The sequence below is a fragment of the Streptomyces sp. NPDC050422 genome (assembly GCF_044458665.1).
Classification (GTDB): Bacteria; Actinomycetota; Actinomycetes; order Streptomycetales; family Streptomycetaceae; genus Streptomyces.
Genome location: NZ_JBITIE010000004.1, coordinates 176,783 through 191,068 on the forward strand (window position 1 = coordinate 176,783; position 14,286 = coordinate 191,068).

At 72.0% G+C, this 14,286-nt stretch carries 12 protein-coding genes; 5 read left to right on the plus strand and 7 right to left on the minus strand.

Going from position 1 to position 14,286, the window contains the following annotated elements; all coding sequences use genetic code 11:
* Nucleotides 1-20: 20 nt before the first annotated feature.
* Nucleotides 21-1,004 (plus strand): GDP-L-fucose synthase family protein, encoded by a 984-nt coding sequence (locus ACIBJG_RS07125; protein WP_399304866.1) that lies wholly within the window; start codon nt 21-23, stop codon nt 1,002-1,004.
* A 100-nt stretch (nt 1,005-1,104) separates the two neighbouring features.
* On the opposite strand, the gene ACIBJG_RS07130 is transcribed toward ACIBJG_RS07125, so the two are convergent.
* On the minus strand, nt 1,105-2,607 hold the full coding sequence (locus ACIBJG_RS07130) for a sugar transferase (RefSeq protein ID WP_399304869.1): 1,503 nt from the start codon (nt 2,605-2,607) through the stop codon (nt 1,105-1,107).
* A gap of 418 nt (nt 2,608-3,025) precedes the next feature.
* Here ACIBJG_RS07130 and ACIBJG_RS07135 point away from each other — a divergent pair, with 418 nt between their 5' ends.
* Nucleotides 3,026-4,285, plus strand: coding sequence for an FAD-binding protein (locus ACIBJG_RS07135; RefSeq protein ID WP_399304872.1), 1,260 nt, complete (start codon nt 3,026-3,028; stop codon nt 4,283-4,285).
* Nucleotides 4,286-4,307: 22 nt separating this feature from the next.
* Here the strand turns inward: ACIBJG_RS07135 and ACIBJG_RS07140 are convergent, their stop codons facing one another.
* Both ACIBJG_RS07140 and ACIBJG_RS07145 read right to left on the minus strand, forming a co-directional pair.
* Nucleotides 4,308-5,303 (minus strand): MASE1 domain-containing protein, encoded by a 996-nt coding sequence (locus tag ACIBJG_RS07140; RefSeq protein ID WP_399305390.1) that lies wholly within the window; start codon nt 5,301-5,303, stop codon nt 4,308-4,310.
* Nucleotides 5,304-5,366: 63 nt separating this feature from the next.
* Complete coding sequence (locus tag ACIBJG_RS07145) at nt 5,367-6,200, minus strand: PP2C family protein-serine/threonine phosphatase (protein ID WP_399304875.1); 834 nt, start codon at nt 6,198-6,200, stop codon at nt 5,367-5,369.
* A gap of 277 nt (nt 6,201-6,477) precedes the next feature.
* Here ACIBJG_RS07145 and ACIBJG_RS07150 point away from each other — a divergent pair, with 277 nt between their 5' ends.
* Complete coding sequence (locus ACIBJG_RS07150; RefSeq protein WP_399304877.1) at nt 6,478-6,777, plus strand: DUF1876 domain-containing protein; 300 nt, start codon at nt 6,478-6,480, stop codon at nt 6,775-6,777.
* 88 nt (nt 6,778-6,865) lie between these two features.
* On the opposite strand, the gene ACIBJG_RS07155 is transcribed toward ACIBJG_RS07150, so the two are convergent.
* Together ACIBJG_RS07155 and ACIBJG_RS07160 are read right to left on the minus strand one after the other, a co-directional pair.
* On the minus strand, nt 6,866-7,522 hold the full coding sequence (locus tag ACIBJG_RS07155) for a pectate lyase (RefSeq protein ID WP_399304880.1): 657 nt from the start codon (nt 7,520-7,522) through the stop codon (nt 6,866-6,868).
* Nucleotides 7,443-8,027 (minus strand): RICIN domain-containing protein, encoded by a 585-nt coding sequence (locus ACIBJG_RS07160; protein WP_399304883.1) that lies wholly within the window; start codon nt 8,025-8,027, stop codon nt 7,443-7,445. Before ACIBJG_RS07160 ends, ACIBJG_RS07155 begins: the two co-directional genes overlap by 80 nt.
* A gap of 284 nt (nt 8,028-8,311) precedes the next feature.
* On the opposite strand from ACIBJG_RS07160, the gene ACIBJG_RS07165 reads away from it, so the two are divergent.
* Both ACIBJG_RS07165 and ACIBJG_RS07170 read left to right on the plus strand, forming a co-directional pair.
* Nucleotides 8,312-8,932, plus strand: a complete 621-nt coding sequence (locus ACIBJG_RS07165; RefSeq protein ID WP_399304886.1) for a DUF6629 family protein — start codon at nt 8,312-8,314, stop codon at nt 8,930-8,932.
* 392 nt (nt 8,933-9,324) lie between these two features.
* Nucleotides 9,325-9,846 carry a lamin tail domain-containing protein gene (locus ACIBJG_RS07170; RefSeq protein WP_399304889.1) on the plus strand — a complete coding sequence of 174 codons (522 nt, stop codon included), beginning with the start codon at nt 9,325-9,327 and terminating at the stop codon, nt 9,844-9,846.
* A 99-nt stretch (nt 9,847-9,945) separates the two neighbouring features.
* Here the strand turns inward: ACIBJG_RS07170 and ACIBJG_RS07175 are convergent, their stop codons facing one another.
* Nucleotides 9,946-12,141 carry a hypothetical protein gene (locus ACIBJG_RS07175; protein WP_399304892.1) on the minus strand — a complete coding sequence of 732 codons (2,196 nt, stop codon included), beginning with the start codon at nt 12,139-12,141 and terminating at the stop codon, nt 9,946-9,948.
* A 65-nt stretch (nt 12,142-12,206) separates the two neighbouring features.
* Nucleotides 12,207-14,231 carry a SpoIIE family protein phosphatase gene (locus tag ACIBJG_RS07180; protein ID WP_399305393.1) on the minus strand — a complete coding sequence of 675 codons (2,025 nt, stop codon included), beginning with the start codon at nt 14,229-14,231 and terminating at the stop codon, nt 12,207-12,209.
* Between the last annotated feature and the right edge of the window lie 55 nt (nt 14,232-14,286).

Genomic DNA, 14,286 nt, shown 5'->3' on the forward strand with positions numbered 1-14,286 from the left:
CTGCTGGCACAATCCGAGCCATGACGACTGATCTCCCCGGCCCTCCCCAGGAATCCGTCCCGTCCCTGCTACGCCCCGGTGCCCGGGTGTTCGTCGCCGGCCACCGCGGTCTGGTGGGCTCGGCGCTGGTGCGCCGCCTGACCGCCGACGGCCACGAAGTGATCACCCGAGGGCGCGACCGCCTCGATCTGCGCGACGCCGAGCGGACCGGCGCCTTCCTGCGCGACGCGTGTCCCGACGCCGTGGTGCTGGCCGCCGCCAAGGTGGGCGGGATCATGGCGAACAGCACGTATCCCGTGCAGTTCATCGAGGACAACCTGCGCATCCAGCTGAGCGTGATCGCGGGTGCGCACGCGGCCGGGACCGGGCGGCTCCTCTTCCTCGGCTCCTCCTGCATCTATCCCAAGCTGGCCCCACAGCCCATACCCGAGACCGCGCTGCTCACCGGCCCGCTGGAGCCGACCAACGAGGCCTACGCCCTCGCGAAGATCGCCGGAATCGTGCAGATCCAGTCCTACCGCCGCCAGTACGGCGCCTCGTACATCAGCGCCATGCCCACCAATCTCTACGGGCCGGGCGACAACTTCGACCTGGAGACCTCGCACGTCCTGCCCGCACTGATCCGCCGCTTCCACGAGGCGGGGCAGCGTGACGCCCCGGCCGTCACGCTCTGGGGCTCCGGAAGCCCGCGCCGGGAGTTCCTGCACGTCGACGACCTCGCCGCCGCCTGCGTACTGCTGCTGGAGCGGTACGACGGTGACGCACCCGTCAACGTCGGCACCGGCGAGGACCTGACGATCCGTGAACTCGCGGCTACCGTCGCTGATGTGACGTCGTATCAGGGACGGGTCGAGTGGGACACGACCAAACCGGACGGCACGCCGCGCAAGCTTCTGGACGTGTCCCGGCTGTCCTCCCTCGGTTTCGAGCCGCAGGTCGCGCTGCGTGACGGAATCGCGCGGACCCACGCCTGGTGGCTGGAACAGCGGGGCTCCCAGGTCTGACCGGCCCCTGGGACCGGACCCTCGGGCCGGGTGGGCGGCCGCGGCAGCGCGACCCTCCACCCGGCCCGCTCTCTTCCCCCTCATCCGACCCCGCCCGCTCTCAGTACGCCCCGCGGCCGTCGGTGACGGCGCGCAGCGTTCGGGCCATGAGTCCCACGTCCGTGGCCACCGACCAGTTGTCGACGTACCACAGATCCAGCGACACGGTCTCCTGCCAGGACAGGTCGGACCGCCCGCTGACCTGCCAGAGGCCGGTCAGCCCCGGCCTGACCGCGAGCCGCCTCAGCTCACGCTCGTCGTAGCGGGACACCTCGTCCGGCAACGGTGGCCGTGGGCCGACCAGGGACATGTCACCCCGCAGCACGTTGAAGAGCTGAGGCAGCTCGTCGAGGGACGAGCGGCGCAGCAGCCGGCCGATGCGGGTCACCCGGGGATCCCGGCGCATCTTGAACATCGGACCGTCGTTCTCGTTCGATGTCACCAGCTGTGCCTTGTGCTGCTCGGCGTCCACCACCATCGTGCGGAACTTCCACATGGTGAACGGCCGGTTGTGCTGCCCCTGGCGGATCTGCCGGTGGAAGACCGGCCCGGCCGAGGTGAACCGGACCACGGTCGCGACCATCAGCAGCAGGGGCGCCAGCGCGATCAGGCCGAGGACGGCGCCGGTGCGGTCCACCGCCGCCTTGAGGGCTTGCTGCGGCCCGCGCCGCAGTGGCGGCACGATGTGCAGCAGGGTCAGCCCCGCCGCCGACGAGGGGCGGACCCGGCTCTCGGCGATCTCCGAGAGGTGCGACAGCACGGACAGGTCGAGCCCGCCGTCATGCAGCCCCCAGGACAGTCGGCGTAACCGCTCCTCGGCGAGCTGCGGTCCCGGCACCACCAGCGCCAGGTCCGCCTCGTGGGCGAAGGCGGCCCCCAGCACCGTGGAGGCGTCGTCGTCGGCGGGCTGGGGCGCGAGCCGCCCCGGCACCGGTGCCTCGCAGGTCAGGGCCGCTGTTCCCACGGGCACGGCGGCCACCACGAGGTAGCCGTGGTCCTCCCGCGAGGCGAGCAGCCGCACTGCCCGGTCCACCGCCACCGCCTCACCGACCACCAGTACGCGGCGGACGGTCCGGCGCCGCCCGGCCCACGGCAGGCGGCGCGCGCCGGATGCCGCCGCGGTCGCCAGCAGCCCCGGAATCAGTGCCACGACGGCCGTCGCCGGGTCGATGGTGCCGTCGGCCACGGTCCAGAGCACCGCCATCAGCCCGATGAGCAGCAGCCAGTCGCCGGTCGCGGTCAGCGCACCCGGTGGCCGGGCCGCGGCCCGCACCGCGTACCGGCCGCGCGCGGCCCGTACGCCGGACCACACCAGCGCGGCCGCCACCGCACCGGCCAGGGCCCTGGGCTGTCCGTCGGTGCGCAGGACGAGCCAGGCGGGAATCCCCAGGCCGAACAGGTCGAAACCGATGACGAGTGGCAGATACCGGCCGGGTCTGTACTTCGGCCCGGGCCGGGCGGAACGGTCGCGCTGAACGGTCGGGCCCTGCCGCAGGCGGTCGAACTCCTGGCTGCGAGGCCGCTTCGAAGCAGTCCGTGGACGAGGCGCCCCCGCCAGTCCCACGGGTCCTGATATTTCGGATTCGGGTAGCTCGACATGCCCCATGAACCCCCCAGTCACAGTTGCATCTCCACAAACGGGGCGCATCCGCCGATCCTGTGGACTGACGGATGCGCCCTCGCTCGGTGCACGATATCCACACACGTGCCATTTCGCTGGAGTTCCAGTGAAGTTCAGACAGCCGGATCGACCCGGAACTCGTCCCGTTCCGTACTGGATCTCAGGTTCTGTGGGCGGCTGTTGGTATTTGGGACGTGCGGGAATCGGATGGTGTGCGGATATGTACGTCTGCCCGCCAACTACCTTCCGTGGCGGCCCGGTTGATCGTTCCGGCCCGCTCGCCGTCGAGGTCACCGCCGCCGTCTGGGAGAATGCGGTGCCGGATGACAGTGCCCGGCACGAGCGAAAGAGGGAACGCACGGTGACTCCCGCGGAGACGAACTGGGCCGGCAACATCACGTTCGGTGCGAGGCGGTTGTGTGTACCCCGTACCGAGGCCGAACTGCGGGAGACGGTCGCCGCCTCCACCGAGGTGCGGGCCCTGGGTACCCGGCACTCGTTCAACACGGTCGCCGACACCGCCGGGGACCTCGTCTCGGTGGCCGGACTGCCGCGGGTGGTCGACATCGACCGGGCGGAGCAGGCGGTCACGGTCAGTGCAGGGCTGCGTTTCGGCGAGTTCGCCGGTGAGCTGCACGAGAACGGCTTCGCCCTGCACAATCTGGGCTCGCTGCCGCACATCTCGGTGGCCGGTGCCTGCGCGACCGGAACCCATGGCTCCGGGGTCGGCAACCGCTCTCTCGCGGGGGCCGTCCGGGCCCTGGACATGGTGACGGCGGACGGCGGGACGCTCACCCTGCGGCGCGGCGACGCGGACTTCCCCGGCGCGGTGGTGTCCATGGGCGCTCTCGGTGTGGTGACCCGGCTGACTCTGGACCTGGTTCCCGCGTTCGACGTCCGGCAATGGGTCTACGAGGACCTGCCCGAGTCCGTGCTGACCGGCGGATTCGACGAGGTGATGTCGGCCGCGTACAGCGTCAGCGTCTTCACCGGCTGGCGGCCGGGACCGGTCGGTCAGGTGTGGCTCAAGCAACGCGTGGGGGACGAGGGGCCGCAGCAGGCGCCTGCCGACTGGCTCGGCGCACGGCTCGCCGACGGCCCGCGCCACCCCATTCCCGGTGTGCCGGCCGGGAACTGCACCCGTCAGCAGGGCGTCCCCGGGGCCTGGCACCAACGGCTGCCGCACTTCCGGCTGGAGTTCACCCCCAGCAACGGCGACGAACTGCAGTCCGAGTACTTCGTGGCACGTGAGGACGGAGCCGCGGCGTACGAGGCCGTGGGCCGGCTCCGCGAGCGGATCACCCCGCTGCTCCAGATCTCCGAGATCCGTACCGTGGCGGGCGACGACCTGTGGCTGAGTCCCGCGTCCGGCCGGGACTCGGTGGCCTTCCACTTCACCTGGGTGCCCGACGGCGCGGCGGTCGCGCCGGTGCTCGCGGAGATCGAGGAGGCGCTGGCTCCCTTCGGCGCCCGACCGCACTGGGGCAAGGTCTTCGGCACCGGCCCCGACGTCCTGCGCACGCTGTACGGGCACTACGAGGACTTCGAGAAGCTGACGGCCCGCTACGACCCCGCAGGCACCTTCCGCAACGACTTCCTGGACATGCACTTCCGGCGGTGACCCGGACACGTCTCCCCAGGGATCAGCGGCTCTCGCGTTCGTCCCTCGACCGGAACGGCCAGGCGGCCGCCGCTCTGCCCGGGGCGAGCTGGTCGACCAGGTCGGCCAGCTCCTCGCAGGCACGCTCGATCCGGCGGCGGACGTTCTGCTGTTCGGCGACGAGGGCGGCCAGCAGGAGGGCGGTCAGCGCGACGGCCCCGTTCATGATCGTGAGATTGACCATGACCTCGAGCATGGAGTGGCCGGCGAACGGGCCGACCCGGTCCGTCCCCGCGAGGATCGCCAGGACGGACATCAGCAACGCGCACGGCGCGCTGCCCGCGAGCTGGAAGCGCAGCGCCGCCCAGATGAGGATCGGGAACACCAGATAGAGCATCGACAGCGAGCTGCGGGTGGCGAGCAGCGTACCCACCACCGCGACGACCAGCAGCGCACCGCCCTCAGCCCACCGGTCGGTCAGCCGCGGCATCCGCAGCCTGCGCAGGACGAGCAGCAGCGGGGTGACCACCAGCACACCCATCACGTCCCCGGCCCACCACGCCGCCCAGGCCGACCAGAACCCGCTCGCGGGCAGTTTGCCGTCGAGCAGCAGCACAAGGGTTCCCGTGGTCGCGCTGACGATCATGCCGGCCAGTGCGCCGAGGAAGACCAGGACGATTCCGTCGCGCAGCCGGTCCAGCTCCGTACGGAAGCCGACGCTGCGGAGCAGCAGGAAGGCGCAGACGGGCGCGAGCGTGTTGCCCGCCACGACGAGGGTGGTGGACGCCGTCACCGCTCCGCTGAGCGTGGCGATGACGAGCAGGGAGCCGAGTGCGATCCCGGGCCAAACGCGCAGTCCCATGTAGAGCAGGGCGCCCAGCGCGATCCCGGTCGGTGGCCACAGCGGTGTGACCACTGCCCCGTGGACGTCCACCTGCCGCAGGAGGCCCAGGTCCGCGGCCGCGTAGTAGGCACCGGCGACGGCCAGGATGCGCAGTGAAGCCATGGCCCTGCGTCGGTTCTTCTCGCTGTGGATCACGGTTCTCATGAGACACCGGCCGTGAGGGGAGGCTGCTGCGTGACACGCGCCGGTGCTGCGGCCTCATCCGGCGGCGGCGGGAAACGCTGCGTGCCGCAGGACGAGTACGGCGGCGTCGTCCTCGTGCCCGGTACGCTCCGCCGTCCCCAGGATCGCGTCCGCCAGTTCGTCCGCGTCGTCGCCGACGCGCGAGCGCACCAGCCGCACGACGGCGTCGAGCCCCTCGTCGATGGGGTACGAGGGTCCTTCGATCACGCCGTCCGTGAGCAGGACGAAGGCCCCGTCGGCGGTGAGCCGCCGGGTGGTGACCGGGTACTCCTCACCGCTCTGGATCCCGAGCGGCAGACCACCCTCGTCCTCGGCGACGCCCGACTGCCCGTCGGCCGTCGCCCACACCGCACCCACATGACCGGCGCGGGCGCTCTGGAACTCCCGGGTCCGTGGATCGAGCCGGACGAAGGTGCAGGTGGCCAGGAGGCCGGAGTCCACGGCCAGCAGCAGGTCATTGGTCCGGCCCACCACCTCGCCCGGATCGGCCGTGGTGGCCGCGATCGCGCGCATCGCGATCCGGATCTGGCCCATGAAGGCGGCCGCCTCGACGTCGTGGCCCTGTACGTCCCCGATGGCGAAGGCCAGCGAACCGTCCGGCAGCTGGAACCCGTCGTACCAGTCACCGCCGATGTCCAGGCCGCTGCGCGCGGGGGTGTACCGGGCGGCGGTCTGCAGACCGGGCAGGGACGGCAGTGCGGAGGGGAGCATCCCCCGCTGCAACGCCTCCGCCAGCTCCACCCGCGCCTGATGCAGTTCCACCTCCCGGCGGGCCCGCGAGGTCAGGTGCTGGAGCGTGGTGAGCAGTTCCTCGGCACTGGCCGGGCGGGGAGGACGACGCCGGTTCATGGGCCGCTCCGCAGGGCAGGTGGTGGCCATCCGCACCACGGGGGTCCGTCGTGGCGGGGTCGATCCGGGAGGCCGACGCCGGCGACCCGGAGGGCGAGGGCCGCGGCCCTGCTGCTGCGGGCCCGGCCCCTGCATCCTATTTCGGTCCGGGGCTCCGCGCAGGCCGAGCCGGACCCGGTGGACGGGAACGGGCGTGCCGGGCCGGTTGGGTGGATGCTGGAGACGGACCCGTACGGCGGCGGGCGCCTGCCTGCCGGTGCGAGCCGGGAGGTGCGCGATGAACCGCACGATGGAGTGGACGGTCCACGTCGATCTGTCGGAGGGTGACGGGACGACGAAGGCGGAGGCGGTGCTGGACACGGGTACGGCGAAACTCACCGGTCACGGGGTCGCCCGATGCAGTCCGCAGGACCCGGACGTGCCCACCATCGGTGACGAGCTGGCGGCGAGCCGCGCGATGCGGGATGTGGCGGGTCAGCTGATGAGTGTGGCCGACCGCGAGCTGGGCCAGGCCGGCGCGGGGCCGGGGGGCGGTCCCGTTCCACCGCCGTACGCGTGGTCGGATGCGACGGCCTGAGGCCGCGCCGGTTCCTGCGGGCGGGTCACGGCCGAGGACCCGCCCGCCCCGGTGTCCGGGACGGGCAGCCCCGGCGCGTCACCATCGATCAGTCGACATAGGTGATGTCGGAGGTGGCGTACAGACAGTTCGTGCTGTCCGGGCCGGTGCCCGTCTTACTGGGCTCGCCGCTGGTCACGCCCTTGTACGTGGTGCAGATGTCGATGTCGCGGTCGCCGTCGTCGTAGGCCGTCACGCCGGAGAGGCGGGCCGTGTCACCGTAGTTGGGGTTGATCCCCACGAGGCCGTCGCCCGGCGCGGTGACCCAGACGTTCTGCACCTGGACGTGCCTGCAGTACTGGGTCGAGCAGTTGCCGCACGAGCGGTAGAGCTTCCCGAAGTCCCTGACCTGGAAGTTCTTGATGATCAGGGTGCCGCCGCCGTTGTGCTGGAACACCTTGTCGTCCGCCAGCTTCGCGCCGCCGCAGTCGATCGTGCGCACCAGCGAGGAGGAGCTGCCGAGGAAGGTGGCGGCGTCCTCGCCCACGTCCTCCCACCACACGTTCTTCAGTGTGCAGGCGCCCAGGCAGTGCACCCCGTCCGCCGCGGGCGAGCCGAGGATGACGTTTTGCAGCGTGGCCCCGTCCGCCAGTTCGATCAGGGCCGGCTGGTCCTCGTCCTGGCCGTCACTGCCCAGGTCGCCGCTCCCGTAGCAGCCCTTCAGGCCCCCGTCGTAGGTGCCGGAGACCTTCATCGTCGAGGTCACGGCCTGGCTGCTGCCGGCCGTCGGCCGCGGTCGAACTGTCCTTCACGTTCAGGCACTTGCCGCCGTTGGCGTTGACGACCTGGTACGTGCTGCCGCTGACCTGCGCGAGCGTCCACACCTGGCCGGCGCCGCCGGAACAGCTCTGCTGCTCCACGGCCTTGCCCGCGCTCGTCGATGCGCCGCGGACCCCGGCGCACTTGGCGCTGTGCGCGGCGGCCAGGGTGTAGCCGGCGCCGGAGGTCCTGAGCTGCCACGTCTGGTTCGCGGCGCCGTTGCAGGACCGCTGGCCGAGCTGGACGCCGTCGGAGGTTCCCGCGCCGGGAACCTCCAGACACAGTCCGCTTCCTGCGTTCGACAGGCTGTACGAGCCGGCCGCGGGGGCCGCCGTCGCGGAACCGGTCGCGAAGAGGGCCGTGAGCCCCGCGAGAACGAGCGAGGCGATCGCGACGAACGCGGCGGCTGCATGGCCGCCTCTGCGTCTGGCATGCTGATTTCTGGTACGCACTGGGGTGTTCCCTTCACCGCCTGCGGTGTCCTCCACAGGCACCAATGAGTGGTTTGGTGCGGTGGCAGGCAATCCCTCGACCATCGGAACGACGTCCCATGATGTTCCGTATGGTGAACTGAGTTCTTGTGTGCGAACAGCGGTGACGGTACGTCAACGGCATGGACCGGTCAAGAAGTGGGAGTGTCATGGTTCGGTGGCCGCCGGAGCGGGCCGTAGCGTGACCGGGGGAGCGGCCGTGGCGGAGACCGGCTGCCAACGGACGAGAAACCCCGGGTGACGCCATGTGCTGGAGTGCGACCGCCGACCTCGTCGCGGGTACGGCGATTGCGGCGGTCGGTGCGGCCTGCGTGGCCCGCGCCCGCCGGGCCCGGGACCTCCCGCTGGCGGCGCTGCCGCTGCTCCTGGGGGCCCACCAGATCATCGAGTCCGTGGTCTGGCGGACGGACGGCGGGGCCGGACCGGCGACCGTTGCCTGGGCGGTCATCGCCCTGCCGGTCCTGGCGCTGTGGGTGCCGCTGGGCGTGCTGTGTGCGGCCCCGCCGCAGGCCCGGCGCCGGCTCGCGGTGCCGCTGGCGGCGGGGGTGGCGACCTCGGCCGCCCTCGCGCACAGTCTGGCGACCCGGCCGGTGACGGCGCAGGTCCGTGGGCACACCCTCGGGTACGTCCTCGAACTGCCGCGTGCCGAACTGCTCGTGGCGGGCTACCTCCTGGCCACCGTCGGAGCGTTGCTCCTGTCCGGTGACCGGGTGCTGGTGTGGCTCGGCGTGCTGGCCGCGGGCGGGGCCGCGGTCTGCGCCGCGCTGTGGCGCCTGGAGTTCATCTCCACCTGGTGCGCGTTCGCCGCGGTCTGCTCGGTGGTCCTGCTCGGCTGGTCCGGGAGGCGTCCGGACGGACGGATGTGACGGTCCTCGGCCGGTGTTCGAGGGAACTTTCGTGCTGCTTTCCCGGGGTAGCGGAACGGGTGTTCAGATCTGGCCGGGCGGCTGCTGTTACGGATTCCGGGGCCCGGCCGGCCGGGCCCCGGCGGACGCGTGACGGGCGGTCGGCGGCGCCCCGGCTTCCGTCAACCCGGCGTCGTAGGGGTGGGTGCAGCGGGCAGCGATTGACAGGTACCCGGAGGTTTCGGTGGATGTCGCTTACAACCGCGTGTGACGGAAATGTCTGCATCTTGTAACACGACTCCGGGGCACTTTCCGGCCACCGGGCAACCGGGTCAAAGTATGCCTTCCCGGCACCACGCCGGGGCCGAACAACGCCCGGACCACAGGCCCGGGCCTGCACTTGAGGGGTCTTCATGTCCCGTTCCGCACGACGGATCACCGCCGCCGTTCTCGCCTCCGGCGCACTGGTCGCTGCCGCCGCCCTCCCGGCGGTCGCCGACGGCCACGGCCACGGCCACGGCCACGGCAACGGCCACGGCCACGGCAACGGCCACGGCCACGGACGCGGTCACGCCCAACACTCGGCCGTCGTTCTGGGCAAGATCCAGTACAACAGCCCCGGCCGCGACAACGGTTCCAACCGGAGCCTGAACGGCGAGTGGGTCACCGTCACCAACACGAGCCGCCACTCGGTCAACCTGCGCGGCTGGACCCTCCGCGACGAGAGCCGCCGCACCTACCGGTTCGACCTCCGGCTGCCCGGCCGCTCCTCGGTGCGTGTGCACACCGGCGTCGGCCGCGACACCCGCACCGACGTCTACCAGGACCTCCGCCGCTACGTCTGGGACAACAGCGACACGGCGACCCTGCGTGACACGAACGGCCACAAGGTCGACTCCAAGTCCTGGGGCCACCGCTACGGCGGCCGCCGCTGACCCGTCGGCAGCCGCCCCCTGAACCCTGGGCGCCTGCCGACGCCCTGACCGCGGCGCACCACGGCCCGACCGCCGTGGTGCGCCGCACCCATGTCCGCGTCAGGATGCGCCGGCCGCCTTCACCCGCTCTTCGTTGAGCGCTGCCACCGCCCCGCGCACATCCCCGATCGTCGTGTAGTCGACGGCGACGAAGTTCACCGGACTGCCCCGCTCCCGCTCGCACCGGTGAGCCCGGTCAAGCACCCAGTCACGGGCGTTGATCTTCCCCGCGTCCAGCCGGCTGCCGCCCGCGACCGTGATGAAGTGGTTCAACAGGAACAGCCGCTTCCCGGTGTCGCCCCGGTGCGGGACACAGTTCATCGCGGCGGGGGAGCGGAACGCGAACGGTGTCTCCATCCCGTACCGGTAGAAGTTGCGGTACCAGGCCGCGGGCCCGTCGGCCTGCTCGGCGAAGACCACGAGCCGCCGGCCGCTGTCGACCATCTCGCCGAGCGTCGGCCACGGCTTGTCCGGATCGGCGTCCGGTGTGTGGAGCAGGTCCTCGATCCCCGCCTGCCGGAAGGCCTCTTCGGTCTCCTCACCACTGATCGCGTCCTGCACGATCAGCGTGACCACCTCGCTCGGATGCTCCCGCATCCAGGTGCCCAACACGGTGAGGGCGGGCACCAGCTCGATCGCCCCCGCCCGGCAGACGGCGTGACACAGCCACAGGCCCTCGCGCGGCGGATTGAGCCGGTCGATCGCCGAGGCGATGAGCCGCCGCTGCTCCGGGGAGAAGTCGGGGATGCCCAGCCGTTGCGTGATCTCCTGCGACGTCTCCCAGTGGTACGTGTCGATCTGCAGCGCCCGCGCACCCGCGTCGAGCTGAGCCGTGATGCCGGGGTCCTGCAGCGGACCGATGAAGCGGTCGTACGTAGTCGAGTTGGCGTTGTGCGAGGTCACGTAGGCCACCTCGTCGTACCGCATCTCGCACAGCCGGGCGCTGCCCTGGCAGACGCGCGGGACGGACCGGTTCACCCCCAGGGGTACGAGCAGCACCCCCGCCATCGCCGCGCAGCCGGCCCCCGCGGCCAGCCCGCGGACGCGGGGCGCGGTGAACGAGGGCCGGGGCCGTGCCCGGACGGCCCAGCCCGCCGCCACCAGGAGCGCTCCGGTCACGAGCGGGACCAGCGCGGCGGTCAGCGCGGTGACGGCGATCCGGTCGAAGGCGGCATGCTGGAGGTCGTCCACCAGCCCCGTCACGCTCGACGGCCAGGAGTCCGGCGGGGTCACCACCCGTCCGCCGGTGACCAGGCGCGCGATCAGTACCGCGAGTCCGGTGAGGACCGCGCCCGAGGCGAGGGCCCAGCCCATCACCATCAGCCTCCTGCCGGAACCGGCCGCGGAGGCGAACCACAGCACGGCGAGGGACGCCACGCCCAGCACGGTGGCGATCGCCTCGACCAGACCGAGGCCCTCGTGCGTCACCGCCCGCGCCCGGTGGACGGCGTCCAGATCGTTCCCCGAAGCGGCGAGCGCCTGGGTCACGTCCCAGGTGCCGTCGCCGACCGTGGCCCGCAGCTCGGCCGCCGATGCGCGGGTCCGCTCCGACACCGCTCCGGGGGCCACCGCCGCCAGCGCCGTGGCCACATCGCCCTCGGCCAGTGCGACCGAGACCTCCGGGCGCAGCGCCGCCCGGCTGTCCGCCGGCACCGACCGCAGCAGTGCGTCCGTCGCCTGCTCGGCCTGCCCGGCCGACAGCGGCAGCGCCGGCAGACCGTCCGGGATCCGCCCGGCCACCAGACCCTCCAGCGCCCGGTCGAGACCGGCCGAGAAGGCGGCGAAGTCGGGCTCGGCCCGGTTCTGCAGCGAGGCGACGAGATCACCGAAGTAGATCTGGGTGAGGTCGCCGAGGTTGTCGGCGACCGGCCGCAGGTCCACGGTCAGGCGCAGCGTGTCGACATCGCCGCGCAGATAGCCGACCACGCTGTCGATCTGCTGATGGGTCAGGTCGCGGACCTTCTCCGGCGGCAGCACCACCTTGAGGTTCGAGGTGATGATCGCCTCCGGGACAGGCAGTCGCGCGAGGAGATCCCTGGTGACACCCGACGCCTCGGGATCGACGAGCACCTCGTCGTACAACCGGTCGTAGGCCTCCTGGTCGTCGAGCACCGACTGGTAGAAGGACGGTGAGACCAGCGTGCTGCGCGCGGTCGCGGTCAGGGCCATCGCCAGCGTGCACAGGGCGGCCAGCACGAACGCGACGGTACGCAGGGGGTGCGGTTCCCCGCGGAAGGTCTCCGTGCCCGTGCGCATGTCCTCATGCTCCGTCTCCCCGGGCGATGCTGCGAGCGGAGCCGCCCGCGGCCCGTGCCGGCCCGTCAGGAACCGTCGTCGGCCGGGACCTCCTGCTCGGTCCACAAGGCCTTCCCGCCGGTGCTGTACCGGGTGCCCCAGTGCGTGGCGAGCTGCGAGACGATGAACAGGCCGCGGCCGCCCTCGTCGACGGTGCGGGCGTGGCGCAGATGCGGTGCCACCGGGCTGGTGTCGTGGACCTCGCAGGTGAGGGTGCGGTCCAGCAGGAGCCGCAGGTGCAGCGGCGGCGTTCCATAGCGGACCGCGTTGGTGATCAGCTCGCTCACGATCAGCTCGGTCGCCTCGATCGTCGCCTCGTCGAGGTTCCAGCCATCGAGCCGGTCGCGGACCAGGGTGCGCGCGATGGCGGGTGTGGTCCGGTCGTGGGCGAGCTCCCAGGTGGCGACCCGGTCGGGCGGGACGACGCCCGTCCTGGCGAGCAGGAGCGCGGCACCGTCCGGGTGGGCTTCGGCGGGCTGGTTGTAGACGACGGCGTCGCACAGGTCCTGGAGCGGGCGGTCCGGATAGGCCAGAGCGTCCTGCACCCTGGTCACCGAATGGTCGCCGGACAGCAGCGAACCGGTGAGGAAGGCCAGCACACTGCCCTCGTCGAGCGTGATCGTCGCCGTGGCGAACGGGGCACTGTCGTCGGAGAACAGCGGCGGCCCCTCGGGCACGTCGAGGGCGACCGGACGGCCGTCCGGAGCGACGGCGACCGGCGCCGGATGCCCCGCACGCGCCACCGTGCAGGTCCGGGTGAAGGGGTCGTAGACCGCGTACAGACAGGTCGCCGTCAGCGGCTGGCGGTGCAGCGAGTCACCCGGTGGAAGCGACCGGCGCTCCCGCGCGAGGCGGTCCGCCGTGTCGTTCAGGCGGGCCAGTACCTCGTCGGGGTCCAGGTCGAGACCGGCCAGGGCGTGAAGGGCCGTCCGCAGTTGCCCCATGGTGATGGCGGTCTGGAGTCCGTGCCCGGCGACGTTGCCGATGATCAGCGCGGTCCGGGCGCCGGACAGCCCGATGGTGTCGAACCAGCAGCCGCTGTTGCGCCCCGGGAGCAGCACGTGCGCGGTCTCGACGGCGATCCGGGCGCCGTTGTGCTGGGGCAGGAGCCTGCGCTGGACGGTCGAGGCGATCACATGGTCGTGCGCGTAGCGGCGCGACGTCTCGATGCTCAGCGCCGTATGGGCGGCGGCGGTCAGCGCGAGGGTGAGGTCCCTCTCGTCGAACGGCTCGGATCCGCTGCAGCGGTACAGGCTCACCAGGCCGAGGAAGGCCCCGTGCAGTTTCAGCGGTGCCACGATCAGGGAGTGGGCACCGGTCGCCGTGACCGTGTGCGCGGTGACCGGATCCGCGTCCAGCCACGGGGTGTCCGGGCGGAGCTGGACGAGCCGGGGACGCAGGTCGTTGGCGACGAGTGCGTACGGAGTGCCCTCGGGCAGTTGCCGGGTCACGCCCACGGGCGTGTCCCCGTCGGTACCCAGCTGGGCCGCGCGGCGCAGGGGGACATCGGGCCGCACCGGGCTGAGCGGTGCGCGCGTACCGCGCAGTACCTCGTCCACCACCTCGACCACGGCGAAGTCCGCGAACGGGGGCACCATTGCCCCCACGAGCCCCTGGCAGATCGCCTCCATGTCGAGGGAGTGGCCCACATTCCTGCGGACCGCGGCCAGAACGTCCACCCGGGCCCGCGACTTCTCCCGTTCGTTGACGTCGACGACGGCCAGCAGCAGCCCGAGCGGCCGGCCGGCCGGGGAGTCGAGGCGGTGGATGGTGACCATCAGACTGCGGTCCGGCCCGGGCGCCTCCATGAGCTGCCCGCGGATCACGCGGTTCAGGACGGGCACACCGCTCTCCAGCACGCCGCGCAGCAGCTCTTCCGACCCCTCCGGGTCCTGGAGCCGGTACGCCTCGGTGAAGTGCAGTCCCACGATCTGCTCGGGTGCGACCGCGTCGGACAGGGCGTTGACCCGTTCCACCCTCAACTCCGTGTCCAGCACGTGCAGTCCCACCGCGGACTGGCTGAACAGTGTGTCCAGGAGCGCGCTCGCCATCCCGTCCGCCGGGGGCGTCCCCGGGACCGGTGCACCGGCGTCCGGCACGTCGCAC

Coding starts and splice junctions, on each gene's coding strand:
- ACIBJG_RS07180 (WP_399305393.1), bottom strand. CDS start 14,231: ATGGCGAGCGCGCTCCTGGACACACTGTTCAGCCAGTCCGCGGTGGGA.
- ACIBJG_RS07165 (WP_399304886.1), top strand. CDS start 8,312: ATGTGCTGGAGTGCGACCGCCGACCTCGTCGCGGGTACGGCGATTGCG.
- ACIBJG_RS07150 (WP_399304877.1), top strand. CDS start 6,478: ATGAACCGCACGATGGAGTGGACGGTCCACGTCGATCTGTCGGAGGGT.
- ACIBJG_RS07125 (WP_399304866.1), top strand. CDS start 21: ATGACGACTGATCTCCCCGGCCCTCCCCAGGAATCCGTCCCGTCCCTG.
- ACIBJG_RS07145 (WP_399304875.1), bottom strand. CDS start 6,200: ATGAACCGGCGTCGTCCTCCCCGCCCGGCCAGTGCCGAGGAACTGCTC.
- ACIBJG_RS07175 (WP_399304892.1), bottom strand. CDS start 12,141: ATGCGCACGGGCACGGAGACCTTCCGCGGGGAACCGCACCCCCTGCGT.
- ACIBJG_RS07170 (WP_399304889.1), top strand. CDS start 9,325: ATGTCCCGTTCCGCACGACGGATCACCGCCGCCGTTCTCGCCTCCGGC.